Annotated in this window: 15 protein-coding genes; 6 read left to right on the top strand and 9 right to left on the bottom strand. The window is 41.0% G+C overall.

The annotated features are described in order from the left end of the window. Positions 1–16 precede the first annotated feature (16 nt). Positions 17–1,153: a phosphonate metabolism protein PhnM gene (gene phnM, locus CAL7507_RS21640; protein WP_015130630.1), complete on the top strand. Its 1,137-nt coding sequence runs from the start codon at positions 17–19 to the stop codon at positions 1,151–1,153. A gap of 260 nt (positions 1,154–1,413) precedes the next feature. Here the strand turns inward: phnM and CAL7507_RS21645 are convergent, their stop codons facing one another. From CAL7507_RS21645 to CAL7507_RS21665, 5 genes are all read right to left on the bottom strand, one after another. Next, positions 1,414–2,601, bottom strand: coding sequence for a hypothetical protein (locus tag CAL7507_RS21645; protein WP_015130631.1), 1,188 nt, complete (start codon positions 2,599–2,601; stop codon positions 1,414–1,416). Positions 2,602–3,258: 657 nt separating this feature from the next. After that, positions 3,259–4,065, bottom strand: coding sequence for a pentapeptide repeat-containing protein (locus tag CAL7507_RS21650; protein ID WP_042342371.1), 807 nt, complete (start codon positions 4,063–4,065; stop codon positions 3,259–3,261). Positions 4,066–4,202: 137 nt separating this feature from the next. Continuing rightward, entirely contained in the window at positions 4,203–4,844 is a 642-nt protein-coding gene (locus CAL7507_RS21655; RefSeq protein ID WP_015130634.1) for a microcompartments protein, read from the bottom strand. Positions 4,845–5,021: 177 nt separating this feature from the next. Beyond that, the gene (locus CAL7507_RS21660; RefSeq protein ID WP_015130635.1) at positions 5,022–5,264 is read right to left on the bottom strand and encodes a hypothetical protein; all 243 of its coding nucleotides are present in this window, start codon (positions 5,262–5,264) and stop codon (positions 5,022–5,024) included. Positions 5,265–5,798: 534 nt separating this feature from the next. Next, complete coding sequence (locus CAL7507_RS21665; protein ID WP_369750786.1) at positions 5,799–6,140, bottom strand: hypothetical protein; 342 nt, start codon at positions 6,138–6,140, stop codon at positions 5,799–5,801. Positions 6,141–6,223: 83 nt separating this feature from the next. On the opposite strand from CAL7507_RS21665, the gene CAL7507_RS21670 reads away from it, so the two are divergent. From CAL7507_RS21670 to CAL7507_RS33185, 5 genes are all read left to right on the top strand, one after another. Continuing rightward, positions 6,224–6,598: a hypothetical protein gene (locus tag CAL7507_RS21670; protein ID WP_015130637.1), complete on the top strand. Its 375-nt coding sequence runs from the start codon at positions 6,224–6,226 to the stop codon at positions 6,596–6,598. 300 nt (positions 6,599–6,898) lie between these two features. Then, positions 6,899–7,462, top strand: coding sequence for a LemA family protein (locus CAL7507_RS21675; protein WP_042342372.1), 564 nt, complete (start codon positions 6,899–6,901; stop codon positions 7,460–7,462). Between the two features lie 490 nt (positions 7,463–7,952). Then, positions 7,953–9,812: a DUF3137 domain-containing protein gene (locus CAL7507_RS21680; RefSeq protein WP_015130640.1), complete on the top strand. Its 1,860-nt coding sequence runs from the start codon at positions 7,953–7,955 to the stop codon at positions 9,810–9,812. Between the two features lie 272 nt (positions 9,813–10,084). Then, a complete protein-coding gene (locus CAL7507_RS33480) occupies positions 10,085–10,219 on the top strand; it encodes a hypothetical protein (RefSeq protein ID WP_255348320.1) in 135 nt (44 codons plus the stop codon). A gap of 2 nt (positions 10,220–10,221) precedes the next feature. After that, positions 10,222–10,428 (top strand): element excision factor XisI family protein, encoded by a 207-nt coding sequence (locus CAL7507_RS33185; RefSeq protein ID WP_236556788.1) that lies wholly within the window; start codon positions 10,222–10,224, stop codon positions 10,426–10,428. On the opposite strand, the gene CAL7507_RS21690 is transcribed toward CAL7507_RS33185, so the two are convergent. The 4 genes from CAL7507_RS21690 to CAL7507_RS21705 form a co-directional block, all read right to left on the bottom strand. Then, complete coding sequence (locus CAL7507_RS21690; RefSeq protein WP_236556789.1) at positions 10,429–11,511, bottom strand: ABC transporter substrate-binding protein; 1,083 nt, start codon at positions 11,509–11,511, stop codon at positions 10,429–10,431. A 51-nt stretch (positions 11,512–11,562) separates the two neighbouring features. After that, positions 11,563–12,780 (bottom strand): chromate efflux transporter, encoded by a 1,218-nt coding sequence (chrA, locus tag CAL7507_RS21695; protein WP_015130642.1) that lies wholly within the window; start codon positions 12,778–12,780, stop codon positions 11,563–11,565. 188 nt (positions 12,781–12,968) lie between these two features. Continuing rightward, positions 12,969–13,403 (bottom strand): beta-lactamase hydrolase domain-containing protein, encoded by a 435-nt coding sequence (locus tag CAL7507_RS21700; protein WP_015130643.1) that lies wholly within the window; start codon positions 13,401–13,403, stop codon positions 12,969–12,971. Between the two features lie 157 nt (positions 13,404–13,560). Further along, positions 13,561–14,235, bottom strand: coding sequence for a glutathione S-transferase family protein (locus tag CAL7507_RS21705; RefSeq protein ID WP_015130644.1), 675 nt, complete (start codon positions 14,233–14,235; stop codon positions 13,561–13,563). Positions 14,236–14,378 lie beyond the last annotated feature (143 nt).

Raw genomic sequence — 14,378 nt, forward strand, 5'->3', positions numbered from 1 at the left:
ATAACTGATTTAAGCCATGAATGAGCAAGTTTACACCAACTATCGCTTGCAACTTCCCCACAAAGAAGTGCTAGGTACTCTTGTAGTGCGGGATGGATTGATTGCGGACATTCAGCCAGGAGTCGTGAATCATGGTCAAAATGGTCAGGGAGACTATCTCTTACCAGGGTTAATAGAGCTACACACCGACAACCTAGAACGCTGTATGTCGCCCCGTCCAGGGATTCGCTGGCCCTTAGAAGCCGCTGCAGTTTATCATGACCGAGATTTAGCCAGTGCGGGAGTGACAACTGTGTGTGATGCGATCGCTATTGGTGATATCGCTGCTGGTTCGCCTCGCTTAAGCAACTTCGCCCCGATGATTGATGTCATCTCCCAAGGACAAAAAACCGGACGCTTTGGTGTAGAACATCGGATACACCTACGTTGTGAATTGGCTTGTGAAGATGTTTATGAGAGTACCGCCCAATACGCAGACAATCCGCTTTTATCCATGATTTCCCTTATGGATCATACACCGGGACAGCGGCAATTTATTCGCCTAGACAAGTTCAAAGAATATTACATTGGCAAACACGGGATGTCACCAGCACAAATTGATGAGTTTGTCCTGATTCGTCAGCAAAAACAACAAATATACGCCCAAAAAAACCGTAAAGCTTTGGTGGAAATGAGCCAAGCGAAAAATATTTCCTTAGCCAGTCATGATGATGCCACAATTGAGCATGTCCAGGAAGCTGTAGAGGATGGCGTAGCGATCGCTGAATTTCCTACCACCTTAGCAGCAGCTAAAGCTGCACACCAATCAGGTTTACAAGTCCTTATGGGTGCGCCCAATTTAGTCTTAGGCGGCTCTCACTCTGGTAATATTTCCGCGATGGAATTAGTATTGCAAGATTTAGTGGATGTAATTTCCTCTGACTACGTCCCGCAAAGCTTACTACAATCGATTTTTATCATCGCCCACAAAACTGGTAAGCCAATTTACGAAGCCATGCGATTATTTACCAGTAACCCAGCCAAAGCCATTCATTTATTTAGCGATCGCGGTACTCTAGAAGTAGGTAAACGGGCTGATTTGATCACCGTACATGACGATAGTGTAGTACCTCGTTTGATGACAACTATCTGTCAAGGTCGTCGCATTGCTTAAGTTAACTTCACTCTTGCAAAACTCACGTCAAAATTTTGTAACTACACCGCATTCCAACTTAGTAGGGGCGGGGTTTTCCCGCCCTCTTAGGGTTTTCTATAGGAATCCGGCTTGATTTTTGAAAAGATACGTAGGGTGTGTTAGCGACAGCGTAACGCACCAAATCCTTGATGATGGTGCGTTACGGATTTCATCCTAACGCACCCTACGATACCTAATCTTGTTCAAAAATCAAATAGTAGTCCTATATTGTATCTAATCTAATTTTGTGAATTAAATGTATCTGTAGCTTTTTCCAAAATTAAATCTTGAGGTGTTGCCTCTATCTGTAAATTTTCCCAATGATTTAAATTAGTATTAGCATCATTTGAAATTATTTCTTGCTTCGGTTTATTGGCTTGAGATGTAAGCTGAGATATTTTATCCTCCCACTGTTTTATACTCTTACTCGCTGCCGCATATAAATAACTTTCATTATTAATCAAACTAGCTTTACTAATTGCTAGTTGCAAAGATATCTCATCATTTTTAGCAGCTAATTTCTTAGCTTCTTGCAAATAAGAACTATCTTCAACCCTTTCTATTTTGTGTTTTATACTAGTGATAAATTTTTGCGCTTCTTCATATCGATTATCAGAAATGATCAAGTTCGCCTCATCAACTGCAGATCTCATATCCTCAATTTTGCCAGAACTTGCTAAAGTTCGAGCTTTCTTGAGTTTTGCTATATCTTCTGCCTCTTGTGTCACCTCTAATTGATTAATCAAATCAGTTTCTTTGATAGTTGTAGATTTAGCAATATCTTCCTCCATCTCTTTTTCCATCTGTGTTATATTTTCATCTTTTTCTCTCACATCCTGGATGTAATGTACCAATTCTTGATACTTATCTGTTGTCCAATAATTATTATCTAATTTCCTTAACTCTTTAGCTTTGACTAAAGCTAAATACCAGTTATTTTTCTTATCCTTATCTATTGTCTCTCTGGCAGCTTTATCAATAACTTCTGCTTGTGACCAAATAGATTTCCATTGTTGGATTTTCTTTAACGCTATCTGATGAGCCGGAATATCAACTGGAATCATATTAGCCATATCTACTGCCTTGCCTAGTTCTCCGGATTGGACAGCATTTTCACTCAAACGCAATATTTCCATCGACCATTTATCAATTAATTTTGCACTGTATAAAGGATTGTCTTTTGGTATAGTTTCTACTAATTTTATTGCTTGATATAAATTATTCACATCTGGTTCTGAAGCTAGCATATTAGCACAGTAAAAAACTGAAGCTGCTGCTTGATTTGATAAAGATTCAGATACACAGTCGGCAGTTTCTGGAGATTGTGCAAGGTTCATGATTGCTGCTACCCCAAAAGCAATAGGTAGTAGGAGAATAGCCATATAAAAACACCACCATTTAATTGGTTGAGTCAATTGAATATTCATACATATATGTAGAGCTAACACTTCACTGTTAAGTTAGTATTCCCATCGCTTGAGAAAATATAACTTGAGTTACCAAATAACAGGACGATGTTTGCTCTTGTCCAGAGAATAATACCAATGTAAAATAACGTAGACGCAAAGCAGCTTGCTCGACTTGCCTACGGGGAAGCAAGCTACGCATAGCGTCTCCGACAGGAGAGATAAATATCGTCAAGTGGGATTGGGCAATGTCCGCCAAAACTATGATATGCCCTACAGATAAGTAGTCAGACAGAATTAATCACACAAAGTCATTGCGAATGGAGCGTTCGCGCAGCGTCCCGTTGGCGCAGCCTCTCGTAGAGAAGGGAAGCGGAATGTAGGCGGAACCTTCCCGAAAGGTAGCAATCCCAGCCCTTGCGATTGCTTCACTTCGTACCCTTTGGGAAGGCTTCGCCTACGCAATGACACAAAAGTAGCGTGAACCAAAAACCGGGAAATTCCATCAAAGTCAACAGCCTAGTAGTCTGTCAATTTTGTTTTGAGGGGTTTTTGGTAGTGCGGGCATCTTGCCCGCGTGAGCGAGACGCTCACACTACAGTCCCTCATTTCAACCCTGACAAACCACTAGGTTTCGCCTACAGAATGACAAGCATTTAAGCAGACATGATATAAGTCCTAATCATGCCTTGAAGAGTCAGGCATAATTGTTTCCTGAAGATTTACGCCACTAAAGTTAGCTCCTTTGAGGTTAGCACCCGTGAGGTTGGCTCTGCAAAGATCAGCCCCCGCTAAATTTGCGCCGCTTAAGTTACTCCAACTCAAGTTAGCGCCTCTCAAGTCTGCCTTAGTCAAATTAGCCCGGAACAAATACGCACTACTCAAATGAGCCTTACTCAAATTAGCTTTGTATAAGTCAGCTTGATACAGGTAAGCCCCCATCACTTCTGCTTCATACAAGTTTGCTTCACTTAAATCAGTTGCAATCAAGTTAGCAGCAATCAGGTTCGCAAAACTGAGGTTAGCCCGCATTAACTTTGCTGCACCTAAATCTGCGTCTCTCAAATTAGCATGACTCAAGTCAGTGCCAATCAAATTAGCATCAACAAGCACAGCATCTCTGAGATTTGCTTGACTCAAATCAGCCCCAATCAAATTAGCACGACTCAAATCTGCTTGTGTCAGTGTAGTGTTACCCAAGTTAGCAACACTAAAGTTAGTTCCAATCAAGTTAGCTTCAATTAGCTTGGCTGCATATAGGTTAGCGCTACCGAGGTCAGCACCGCTCAGGTTGGCTCGCACAAGTAAAGCATTGCTTAAATTAACCCGATTCAAGTTTGCATCCTGGAGGTAAGCGCCTCTGAGGTTATGCCCTTGCAAGTTCGCGGTACTGAGGTCTGGTGTAATCTGGGGATTGTTTTCTCTCCACTCAGTCCATGTAACTGCACCTGCTTTCAATAAAGCCAGATGCTCTCGATTTGCCATTTTCTCTCCTTTAGGAAACTCCAAAAAATAAATATCCAATTTCTGAAATTTTTCTCCCCCTGCTTCCATTCGGCTACGCTCACGGCAAGCCTGCTCCCCTGCCTACACAGCGATAAGATATTTTTTATGGAAGTCCCTTATTCCTGGCGTCCACCCTGTATATTTACCCGGCCAGCGACATTTTCAATCGCTGAACGCGCTCCCGCCGCACCTGCAAGAATATCTCTTTCTGCTCCACCTAAATACAGTCGTCCAAAGCTACCTACAGCTTGTACTTCCAGGATGTTAATCAACGCGGCTTTTTCCGCTTCATTGGCGGCTAGTGCGGCGTAAGCAGCAGGTTCAACTTCTAAGACATACAGCGTTTGTCCTGCAAGTAATAGCTGTCCGCGACGGTTACGGTTGATGAGTTGTGCTTGATAGGCATCAATGTTGCGGATAATTTGGCTAGAAACGATGCGTGGTTTGAGACATTCCTCTTTTCGGACTCCTAACAGTGCCAAAATAGCTTGACCAGCAGCTCGCGTTTCGCCTTGGGAGCCTGAATGTATTTCTAATAGACCGTACAATCGCTCAACTACCTGTACGCCAGGACGTACAGAAGCAGCTTTCAGGGCTACATCTGTAATTCGATTGATTTCGATACCAGGAGAGACTTCAATCCACAAAGATGTATCCCCCGGTAATGGCAGGAAACCTTGAGCTACTGTTCCTATATAGGCTGCGTGTTGCGGTTGCAAGCTGTCGAGAAACACGAAACTGCGTAGTTCTATTCCCAAGGTGATGCTCTCCAGTCATGGGGGTAAAAGTTATCTATGGCGACATATAAGTTTAACCTTAAACTACCACAAGGCCTGTGCCACTAATTTGAAAATGCAGGGGAGCAGGCTTGCCGTGAGCAAGGGGGATTAAATAATTTTTCATGTGTTCTGGTGTACGCAGTTCATGACGACTATTTATTGTTCAAGCTGCTCAATCCCAATAATCTCCCGATTACCTGCAATTTCTTTGTGGGTATGAAATGTGAAACGGCGTTTATCTCCTTCTCGGTTCCACTCCTCTTGCAGGGCGGCATTAGGATGATTGCCACTATTGAGGATCTCTAATTGCGGAGGCCACACTACTTTAATATTGCTGACATCACTAACGAAGAGTTTTAAACGACCGATGTTGGCAATTGCATATATTTTAGAACTCATAGTTTCAAGCTGCTAATTTCAAATACCCTGAATCAAGCAAAATTTTAACCTTGTTTATGCATATAGCATTTTCTAGTCTGGTGAGGTACAAATTTATCTGCGTTTATCCGCGTCCATCCTCTTCTATCAGCGGTTAATTATTTTTGTCTGTACCTCACCAATGTGGGAATCGCTATAGCCAGCTTTTTCAAAACTAAATCAAGTGCAGATTATTGTAAAGGCACACCAATGTTGTGCCTCTACGGTAGGTTGTGCTTTGGAATCATTGCAACAGGAATTAAATAACATTCTTTACCAGTAATTCTGCTATATAAGTAGTGGCGTGTTATGCCGTAGGCTAATGCACATTAATTTATAGCGGTTCTCGTTTGGATGCACTACACCTAGTAGTCTGTTAGGGTTGAAATGAGGGACTGTAGTGTGAGCGTCTCGCTCACGCGGGCTTTTCGGCCCGCACTACTAGGGCACAGCAATGCTGTACCTCTACGAATGATATGTATTCTCAGCAATTGAGAACCGCTATATATGGTTTTTTCAAGCGATCACATCACCTGCAATTGAATTGCATTGACCTGCAATTGAATTGCATCGACCTGCAATTGAGTTGCATTGACCTGCAATTGAGTTGCATTGACCTGCAATTAAGTTGCATCGACCTGCAATTGAATTGCATTGACCTGCAATTGAGTTGCATTGACCTGCAATTGAGTTGCATTGACCTGCAATTGAGTTGCATTGACCTGCAATTGAGTTGCATTGACCTGCAATTGAGTTGCATTGACCTGCAATTGAGTTGCATTGACCTGCAATTGAGTTGCATCGACCTGCAATTGAGTTGCATCGACCTGCAATTGAGTTGCATCGACCTGCAATCATTAAATTACCCTTTTCTTCACTTTACTGATAGTTTTTTTGTCGTAATGGGCACATTAAAGATATAGCTTACCACGTATGTCTCTATGCCAACCCAAGATACAACACGCCGTTTACGCCCTCAACTGATTAGTCAAGATATAACCTCATGGCACGGCCTGCAAACTATCAGCACCTATGAAACAACCCGCGCTGATGCTTCTGTTGCCAACTTACAGCAAGCTTATCAGGCTATGTTAACGCAGCAACAAGTCGAAACAGAGAAACTAACTTTAGCCCGTGCTGCTTCTGATGCAGCGCGATTAGCAGAATGGGAGTTTCACAATGCTGTATTAGCAATGAAAGAAGTCGTGCGCGGCCAATATGGTTCAGATAGCGATCAAGCTCAAGCGGTAGGATTGAAGAAGAAATCAGATCGCAAGCGTTCTAAGCGGAAAAAATCAGTGGCGATCGCCAGTTAATAGTAGGGGCGAACGGTTGTTCGCCCTTGCGGCTAATTTTAGTTACTTTGAATAAAGCGATATTTTAACCTTATTAATACTGAATTGCTGCCCTATTTTATAGGGATTATTTACGAAAATTTACTGTACCTAATTATCATAATTTATCTATATCATAATAGAGGTTTTTGTAGTTTTTTGAATAGTATTTACATCATTTTCAGATAAATGAAGTACATAGGTATTGGTTAACGCCCGTACCTACAATAATTTGTACCCAACCAAGTTGCAATCTCTTATAGGTGATTTATGGGTTTGAATATGTCAATACCAATATTTTTATTGAGTGTCTGGGTAGTAATTACTATATTTTTAGTAATTTTTTACAATAGCTTAATTGCTAAAAAAAATCAGGTTGATAATGCTTTTGCGACTATTGATGTATTGCTCCAAAAAAGATGGGATCTCATACCTAATCTTGTGACAGTAGCGCAGAAATATATGCAATTTGAGCAAAAAACATTAACAGATATAGCCAAGCTGAGAACAAAAGCAATTTCCGAACGAGTTAGTGATAATGCCAGGGTTGCTCTAGAAAATCAAATTTCTAGCGGGCTGGGAAACATTATGGTGGCTGTAGAAGCATACCCAACATTGACATCAAATGAACATTTTATCCAGCTACAACAATCATTAAATGAGGTGGAAGAACAAATTTCAGCAGCTAGGCGTTTCTATAATACTGCTGTAACTGAATACAATAATGCTGTAGAAATGTTTCCTACTAACTTTTTAGCTTCATGGCTGAGATATTCCTTAAAATTACAATTTCTATCCACTACAACAGAAAGGCAAAATGTAGATGTGAGAAATTTATTCAATTAATGGATAAATCGGATGTGGGAATCTGATGAGGTTTTTGATTTACATATAACAATGCTCACAACATTCGGGTTCGGTGGGCATTGCCCACCCTACAATAATTAAGATTGTTCATCAATTAATGGATAAATCGGATGTGGGAATCTGATGAGGTTTTTGATTTACATATAACAATGCTCACAACATCCGGGTTCGGTGGGCATTGCCCACCCTACAATAATTAAGATTGTTCATCAATTAATGGATAAATCGGATGTGGGAATCTGATGAGGTTTTTGATTTACATATAACAATGCTCACAACATCCGGGTTCGGTGGGCATTGCCCACTACAATAATTAAGATTGTTCATCAATTAATGGATAAATCGGATGTGGGAATCTGATGAGGTTTTTGATTTACAAGTAGGGTGGGCATTGCCCACCACATCTGGACTTAAGATTTTTCATCAATCAAATCAGATTGCTATATTTATATATTTTTGAGGAAAGTGCATGTCAAATGAATTAGGAATATTGCAATCTGGTTTGGAAGCTCTTAAGCAAAGAAAATACTCGGAAGCTATTAGCTTACTAGAAAATTTTTGTCAGCTATGCGAAGTAAATTCCCAAATGATGCTAAAGGAATATTTGCAGGCGCAGATGGGTTTAGTTAAAGCATATCACTCGACGGAAAAATATCAAGAAGCTCGTGTTTTATGTGAACAATTGGCAGAAAATAAAAACTCTCAAGTACAAGCTTGGGCACAGCAAATTCTTACGTCTTTACCGCCTAGTTCTTTGGTAGTACCACAGCCAAGTTTAACACCAGAACAAGCGGCTGAATTACTGCTAGCGGGACAAAAAGCTGTTAAATTCCGGCGCTATGCTGAGGCTATTCAAGCTTTTGAGGAGTTTTTTCAAAAGGCTGATGTGGGGACTAAAGACTATTCTCAAGCTCAGATTTGGCTGGTTAAAGCTTATAAAGGTAATGGACAGTTAGAGGATGCGATCGCACTTTGTCAGCAGCTTACCACTAGCGAGCAAGAAGTAGTGCAGATTTGGGCTAAACAATTTATCTCGACTTTATTACCAGAACAAACAGCACCCACTACACCAGAAATTCAGTCTACACCAACAGGGGGAGCAGCCACTCCTGTGGGAATAAAAATGAGAACTTTAGCTGAGTTTAAAACTTTCTGTGAACAGAACTTATTAAGTGACTTGAAAGCTATTGAAGCAACTAGACAACAAGTTTTGAACTCTATAGTTTTTGTAGCTATTATTTTATTACTTATAGTAGGATTTTTAATCAGACTTTTTCCATTCAATTTTTTTAATTTTTATTCCTCATCTTCACTAAAACCGCCATTATCTGTTGTCTTCTTCTTTCTGTTAGGTTTTTTGGCTTGTTTTTGGGTAGGAGTTGCATTTTACACTTCAGCGACAGAAACCTATGCTAGTGGTTTTAAATCAAAGATTATTCAGAAAATTTTTGATTTTATTAATACCGATAAAAATCTCAACTATTCAAGTTATTCATCAGAAGCAGATACAAACTATACAATGTCTGGCTTCATCCATAGCCAACTTTTTCAAAGCTTAGTTAAACCTAACAAACTTCACCAGAATGAATGTATTTTTGGCAAAATAGATGCAACATTAATCTTCTTTTCAGAAATTTGTTCTGAGGTGGAAATTAAACATGCTTGGGCAAAATATCTAGATTTTACGCATCATTTTAAAACTCTAGACTCATGGATAATTCCTAGATTTATTACTAGGCGTCTATTTGTCTTAATGTTGCCCATATATACTATTAGTTTGATGATTAGATTTATTAAAGGCGGACCCTATGTAATTACTAGAATAGCCCGTGGTCAAAAGATAGATTATAAACATTTTAAAGAAGAAATATTAAATAATGAGGTATCTCGACAAACCATTTTCAAAGGTCTGTTTTTTCAGGCAGATTTTAATAAAACCTCAAAGGGCAAAACCATAATCATACCTAAGATTTTAGATGCAAATCTTCATGCTGTAAATACAGGAAAAATAATTAAACTAGAAGATCCTGAATTTAATAAGTTGTTTACTGTCTATGGAGATGACCAAGTTGAAGCAAGATATATTCTGTCTACAAACTTAATGGCAAAGCTGGTTAAATTTAGAAAGAAAGCACATAAAAAAATGTATATCTCTTTTGTAGATAGTATGATATATATTGCTATTGAGTATACAGAAGATATATTTGAACCTAAGTTATTCAACACGATGCTAAGTTTTAATCCCATGAAAGAGTATTTTGAGAATATACAATTAATGCTAGGAATCGTTGAGGACTTAAATCTTAATAGGCGTATTTGGAGCAAATAGAGAAATCGACAAATCCCCGACTTACAGTAGACTTGCAAGTATATTCGCCGTTAAGAGTTCCCTATTCCCCGCTATAATATAGACCTTATACCGTTTCTTTGTGAAGCTGCATATAATTCACCCCCCGGCTATCGCCGTCCCCCCTTACCAAGGGGGGACTACAGGGGGGTATCTTATCAGACCTTTCTACGTTTTGAACCAGCTAAAACAGTCATTGAAAAATACAAGGTTCGATTGATTAATTATAATCCCGTTCGGGAGGTCATAGAACAATGGATCGAATAGATAAATACCGCCAAATTGTATGTGATTTTTTACAAGAATTTGCTACTAACGATGTGCAAGCACAGTTAATTTTCGATCCAATACGCGTTGGGCTTTGCCCCGCCGCAGGCATCGCTATTTAGTCATGCATAACGAATGGCGAAATGAATACCGTATTTACGGGTGCGCGATGCAACTGGACATTATCGATGGTCAAATATGGATTCAGCACAACAGTACAGAGATTTTTATCGATCGAGAATTAATTAAACGTGGGGTTGATCGAAAAGATATTATTCTCGGTTTTCGTTCCCCCAGCGTTCGTAAACTTCTTGCTGCTAATACTGATTAACTATTTGCATTTATTAATTGCATCGGTGAAAGTTCCATCCCACAAGGGTGCTACGTTCACCCTAGATGTAATGACACCAGTTTTCGCAAAAGTATCAGCGACGTTTTGCTGAGAGGCGATCGCTGGTTGCGAGATGGGGAATAATTGTGATCGCCTTTGTTTTAAGCCTTCTTTAGCATCATCAAGGACTACTTTTTTCTCGACTCCAATGGCTTCTGCATATTTTGTAGACCAATTATCTAAATTCTTGGCGCTTGCTTCTCGCCAATCTTGCGATTTTTTAATCCGACAGAGGAAATCGGCGATCGCCGCTTTTTTGTTAGGATCTGCAACAGCAGTAGGCGCTGCATAAATCAAAAAGTTACCGCTGAGGATATTCCTGGCCGATTTTAGTTCCCTCGCTCCGTCTTTTTTCGCTTGGGCGATCGCATAACCGTAGGTAGCCCAACCATCTAAATCGCCTCTTCTAAAGGCAGAAAGTCCATCAGGGATACTCAAAGCGACGGCGTTAATATCTTTTAGTGACAGCCCCACTTCTTCCAACATCTTAATCAAGAAATAATGGGCTGTGGTGGCTTTGACGTATCCGATTTTTTTGCCTTTGAGATCAGCAACTGTTTTCGCTTTGGAGTTTTTGGGTACGAGTAAGGTTTGAGCGATCGTTGGTCCCCTTGTGGAAGCAATCAGCCTCAAAGCCGCATTGGATTGAATGCCAAAAATCGGGGGAATTTCACTCCCAGAAGCCAAGTCAATCGCATTGGCGTTGATTGCTTGCGTCATCAGGTTCCCGCCAGTAAACTCCGTAAACTCTACTTTGTAGGGGAATTTATCCAGTCCAGCTAACTTGAGTTGCAAATCCCAACCGCCCTTGTATTTAGCCACGCGTAAGGTGACATTTGACAAGTTTGGTGGTGTCTGTGCAACAACCGCATTTTGAGCATTGCTAGCAGTCACACTCAAAACACCACCCAACGCCAATATTGCCCAAAAACTTCTCAACAAACCTTTTTTCGTTTGCGCTGTACGCTCTTGTTGTTGAAGCCGATTCCCACTAAAAATCTTCATAGATATATAATTTGTCATTGGTCATTGGTCATTTGTCATTCCCCATTCCCCAGTCCCCAGTCCCTCATCTCAACGCACATAACCCAAAACTGCAGCGCCCGAACCAATAACAGCACCACCTAAAACCAGCCATGCAGCATTGATGCGGAAGCGAATGGCCAAAACTGCAGAACTAATAGCGATCGCCACAGCCAGAAAATCTACAAATGGGGCTTTTGCTAAAGTTAAAGTAGCTACCACTAGTTGGATGGTGACAACAACCATCAAGGCTACAGCACTTACATTCACAGCATCGAGAAACGCACCTGTCCACTTCGAGGCGCGTAACCGAGGAACGAGGGGATTCAGCGCTGCAGTGAACACAAAAGATGGTAAGAAAATTCCCAAGGTAGAGACGATTGCACCGGGAACCCCAGCAATGATGTAGCCAATAAAGGTAGCAGTAGAAAGGACTGGCCCTGGGGTAAACTGACCGATAGCGATCGCATCCAATAATTGCTGTTGCGTCAACCAACCATACTCACCCACCAATTCCCCTTGCAGAAACGCGATCAATACAAAACCACCACCAAACAAAACACTACCAATTTTGAGGAAAAACCAGCCCAACTGCCATAAAGGAACATTGGCTGGGGTGGAAGCAGTAGCCACTGCGGCGCTAGCTACTGTTGCTTTCAAAGTTGCACCTGTGGTTAAACTCGCAATTAAAAAGTTAGCCTGTTCTGCTGGTGGGGTTTTTTTATTGCCACTCTGCAACCAAATCATCCCCAATATTCCCCCAATTAACAGGGCAAATACTTCATTCAGTTTCAACACCAATAATATAACGACAACAGCTAAAGCAATCACTAACAACTTACGAGTTTTTACTGCCTTTTTTGCCAAGCCCCAAAGAGCATTGATCACTACAGCTAGAACAACAGGCTTAATGCCATAGAGTATGGGTGCGACTTGCGGCAAAGTGCCATAAGTGACATAAATCCCAGCAAAACCACCTGTAATTAGCACTGCAGGTAAAATAAAACTGACACCTGCAACAATCAGCCCTAACCATCCTGCATAGATATAACCCACATGGATAGCCATCTCTGTAGAATTCGGCCCAGGAATCAGGTTAGTTGCACCAATAAGATCCAAAAAATGCTCTCGTGTCAACCACTGGCGGCGTTTGACTACCTCATCTTCAATCATGGCAATGTGAGCAACCGGGCCCCCAAAACCGATAACGCCCAATTTGAAAAAGAGTTGGGCAAGTTCACCCAAACGACCTAATGTGGAGTTACTCATTGGATCTACACAATTTTATTTTCAGCAAGACTTACACCAATTATTTTGAGACTATTTTTGATAGGTTAAGCCTTGCTTATTTTTGGAGTTACCTCAACTCCAAACCCACAGAACTTTTCGCTTTATGGATAGGGTAATTTCAGAATTCAGACTTCAGAATTCAGACTTCATACTTCATACTTCATACTTCATACTTCAATATACCTCTCTAGGAGGAATTGCTTGAGGTGCGGTTGCTCTAAATTAATACCAAGCTCTGTAGCTTTTTGCGTAATTTGTTCATAAGTCAAACCTTGATCAATAGCAGTGGCAATCAAAGCGATACCACCTGCTCTAGCTCCAGCAGCGCAATGTATTAAAACTGGCTTGGGCAAATTCTCAATTTCTTCAATTGCTGCTGCTGTTAGCTCCTGATTTGCTTCTGAAGGACGTAGAGGGACATTTGCATATTCCAATCCGGCCGCTTCTGTTTGTTGCTGTTCGTCACTCAAAAAGCCTACTTCATCAGGAGAGCGCAGATTTAGCACTGACTTAAAACCTGCTTGGGCTGCTTTTTGTAACTGCTCAGGAGTTACTTGTCCAGCAACACTCAGATTGTCACTAACTTTTTTAGAGTTTGCCATAAAATATCACTATCTCGATAGACTTATCGTAGTTTAGTTTTGTACTCAATTAAAAGCCCTCTTTTACACTAAATGGGGGATTATAGAGATTTTCAGATCAGTGAGGTACAGGTTTAAATCACAAAACTTGTAGGGGCGGGGTTTTCCCGCCCTCCTTTTATCTGACAGCCGCAACAGCCGGAGCAGCGAATTTAGCGTAGCGCTCGATGTAGAATTCTTTAGAGTGTGCGATCGCTTTCACTGAATCACGCTCCTTGAGAGCATGTTTCCATTGCTTGATCCGGGTAAATTCAGCCGGTATCGCAAAACCGCGATACTCTCTCAGTGCAGCCCAGCGTTCAAACCAGGGGAAAAAGGTAAAATCAACTAGACTGATAGACTCACCAAACCAGTAGGGGCCATCCTGAGAAAGCTTACCGAAAGCTTCGTTTTCGATGAATTCCAGATGTTTATATAGTTCCTGTTTAGCTTCCTCTTGCTTTTGGGGTTCTGGATTCCGCAAAAGATTAGAGAAAGCGGGAACGAATCTAGTATTAGCGAAATCAACCCAGATGCGAGCCTGTGCTTTAGCAATAGGATTGCTGGGTAACAGAGGCGGATGAGGAAATACCTCATCTAGATACTCATTAATGACTGCTGATTCCCAAACCCGTTCATCACCGTGAGTGATAGCCGGGACTTTACCATAGGGAGAAACTTTTGTAAAACCCTCTGGTTTGTTCTGCAAATCAATCTCAACTAAATCGAAGTCAATGCCCTTCTCTTGGAGTACCAAACGAGTACGGTGAGCATAAGGACAAACGACTGCACTATAGATGGTGATTTCAGCCATGTTTAAGTTCCTTTGTGAATAGGACTTTTTGAACAGTATTGGGATGATAGATATTCAATCCAAAATCCCAAATCTTAAATTGTTAGTGTCACGAAGCGACACAGACACTAACCAAACTTTCAAATCACTTATCGCGATTCATC

This window comes from Calothrix sp. PCC 7507 (assembly GCF_000316575.1).
GTDB lineage: Bacteria > Cyanobacteriota > Cyanobacteriia > Cyanobacteriales > Nostocaceae > Fortiea.

Bases quoted from the DNA above. Each gene is read 5' to 3' on its own strand.
- CAL7507_RS21660 (WP_015130635.1), bottom strand. From the start codon at position 5,264: ATGAGTTCTAAAATATATGCAATTGCCAACATCGGTCGTTTAAAACTC.
- phnM (WP_015130630.1), top strand. From the start codon at position 17: ATGAATGAGCAAGTTTACACCAACTATCGCTTGCAACTTCCCCACAAA.
- CAL7507_RS21690 (WP_236556789.1), bottom strand. From the start codon at position 11,511: ATGACAAATTATATATCTATGAAGATTTTTAGTGGGAATCGGCTTCAA.
- CAL7507_RS21650 (WP_042342371.1), bottom strand. From the start codon at position 4,065: ATGGCAAATCGAGAGCATCTGGCTTTATTGAAAGCAGGTGCAGTTACA.
- CAL7507_RS33185 (WP_236556788.1), top strand. From the start codon at position 10,222: ATGCATAACGAATGGCGAAATGAATACCGTATTTACGGGTGCGCGATG.
- CAL7507_RS21680 (WP_015130640.1), top strand. From the start codon at position 7,953: ATGTCAAATGAATTAGGAATATTGCAATCTGGTTTGGAAGCTCTTAAG.
- CAL7507_RS21675 (WP_042342372.1), top strand. From the start codon at position 6,899: ATGTCAATACCAATATTTTTATTGAGTGTCTGGGTAGTAATTACTATA.
- CAL7507_RS21700 (WP_015130643.1), bottom strand. From the start codon at position 13,403: ATGGCAAACTCTAAAAAAGTTAGTGACAATCTGAGTGTTGCTGGACAA.
- chrA (WP_015130642.1), bottom strand. From the start codon at position 12,780: ATGAGTAACTCCACATTAGGTCGTTTGGGTGAACTTGCCCAACTCTTT.
- CAL7507_RS33480 (WP_255348320.1), top strand. From the start codon at position 10,085: ATGGATCGAATAGATAAATACCGCCAAATTGTATGTGATTTTTTACAA.
- CAL7507_RS21670 (WP_015130637.1), top strand. From the start codon at position 6,224: ATGCCAACCCAAGATACAACACGCCGTTTACGCCCTCAACTGATTAGT.
- CAL7507_RS21665 (WP_369750786.1), bottom strand. From the start codon at position 6,140: ATGATTGCAGGTCGATGCAACTCAATTGCAGGTCGATGCAACTCAATT.
- CAL7507_RS21645 (WP_015130631.1), bottom strand. From the start codon at position 2,601: ATGAATATTCAATTGACTCAACCAATTAAATGGTGGTGTTTTTATATG.
- CAL7507_RS21705 (WP_015130644.1), bottom strand. From the start codon at position 14,235: ATGGCTGAAATCACCATCTATAGTGCAGTCGTTTGTCCTTATGCTCAC.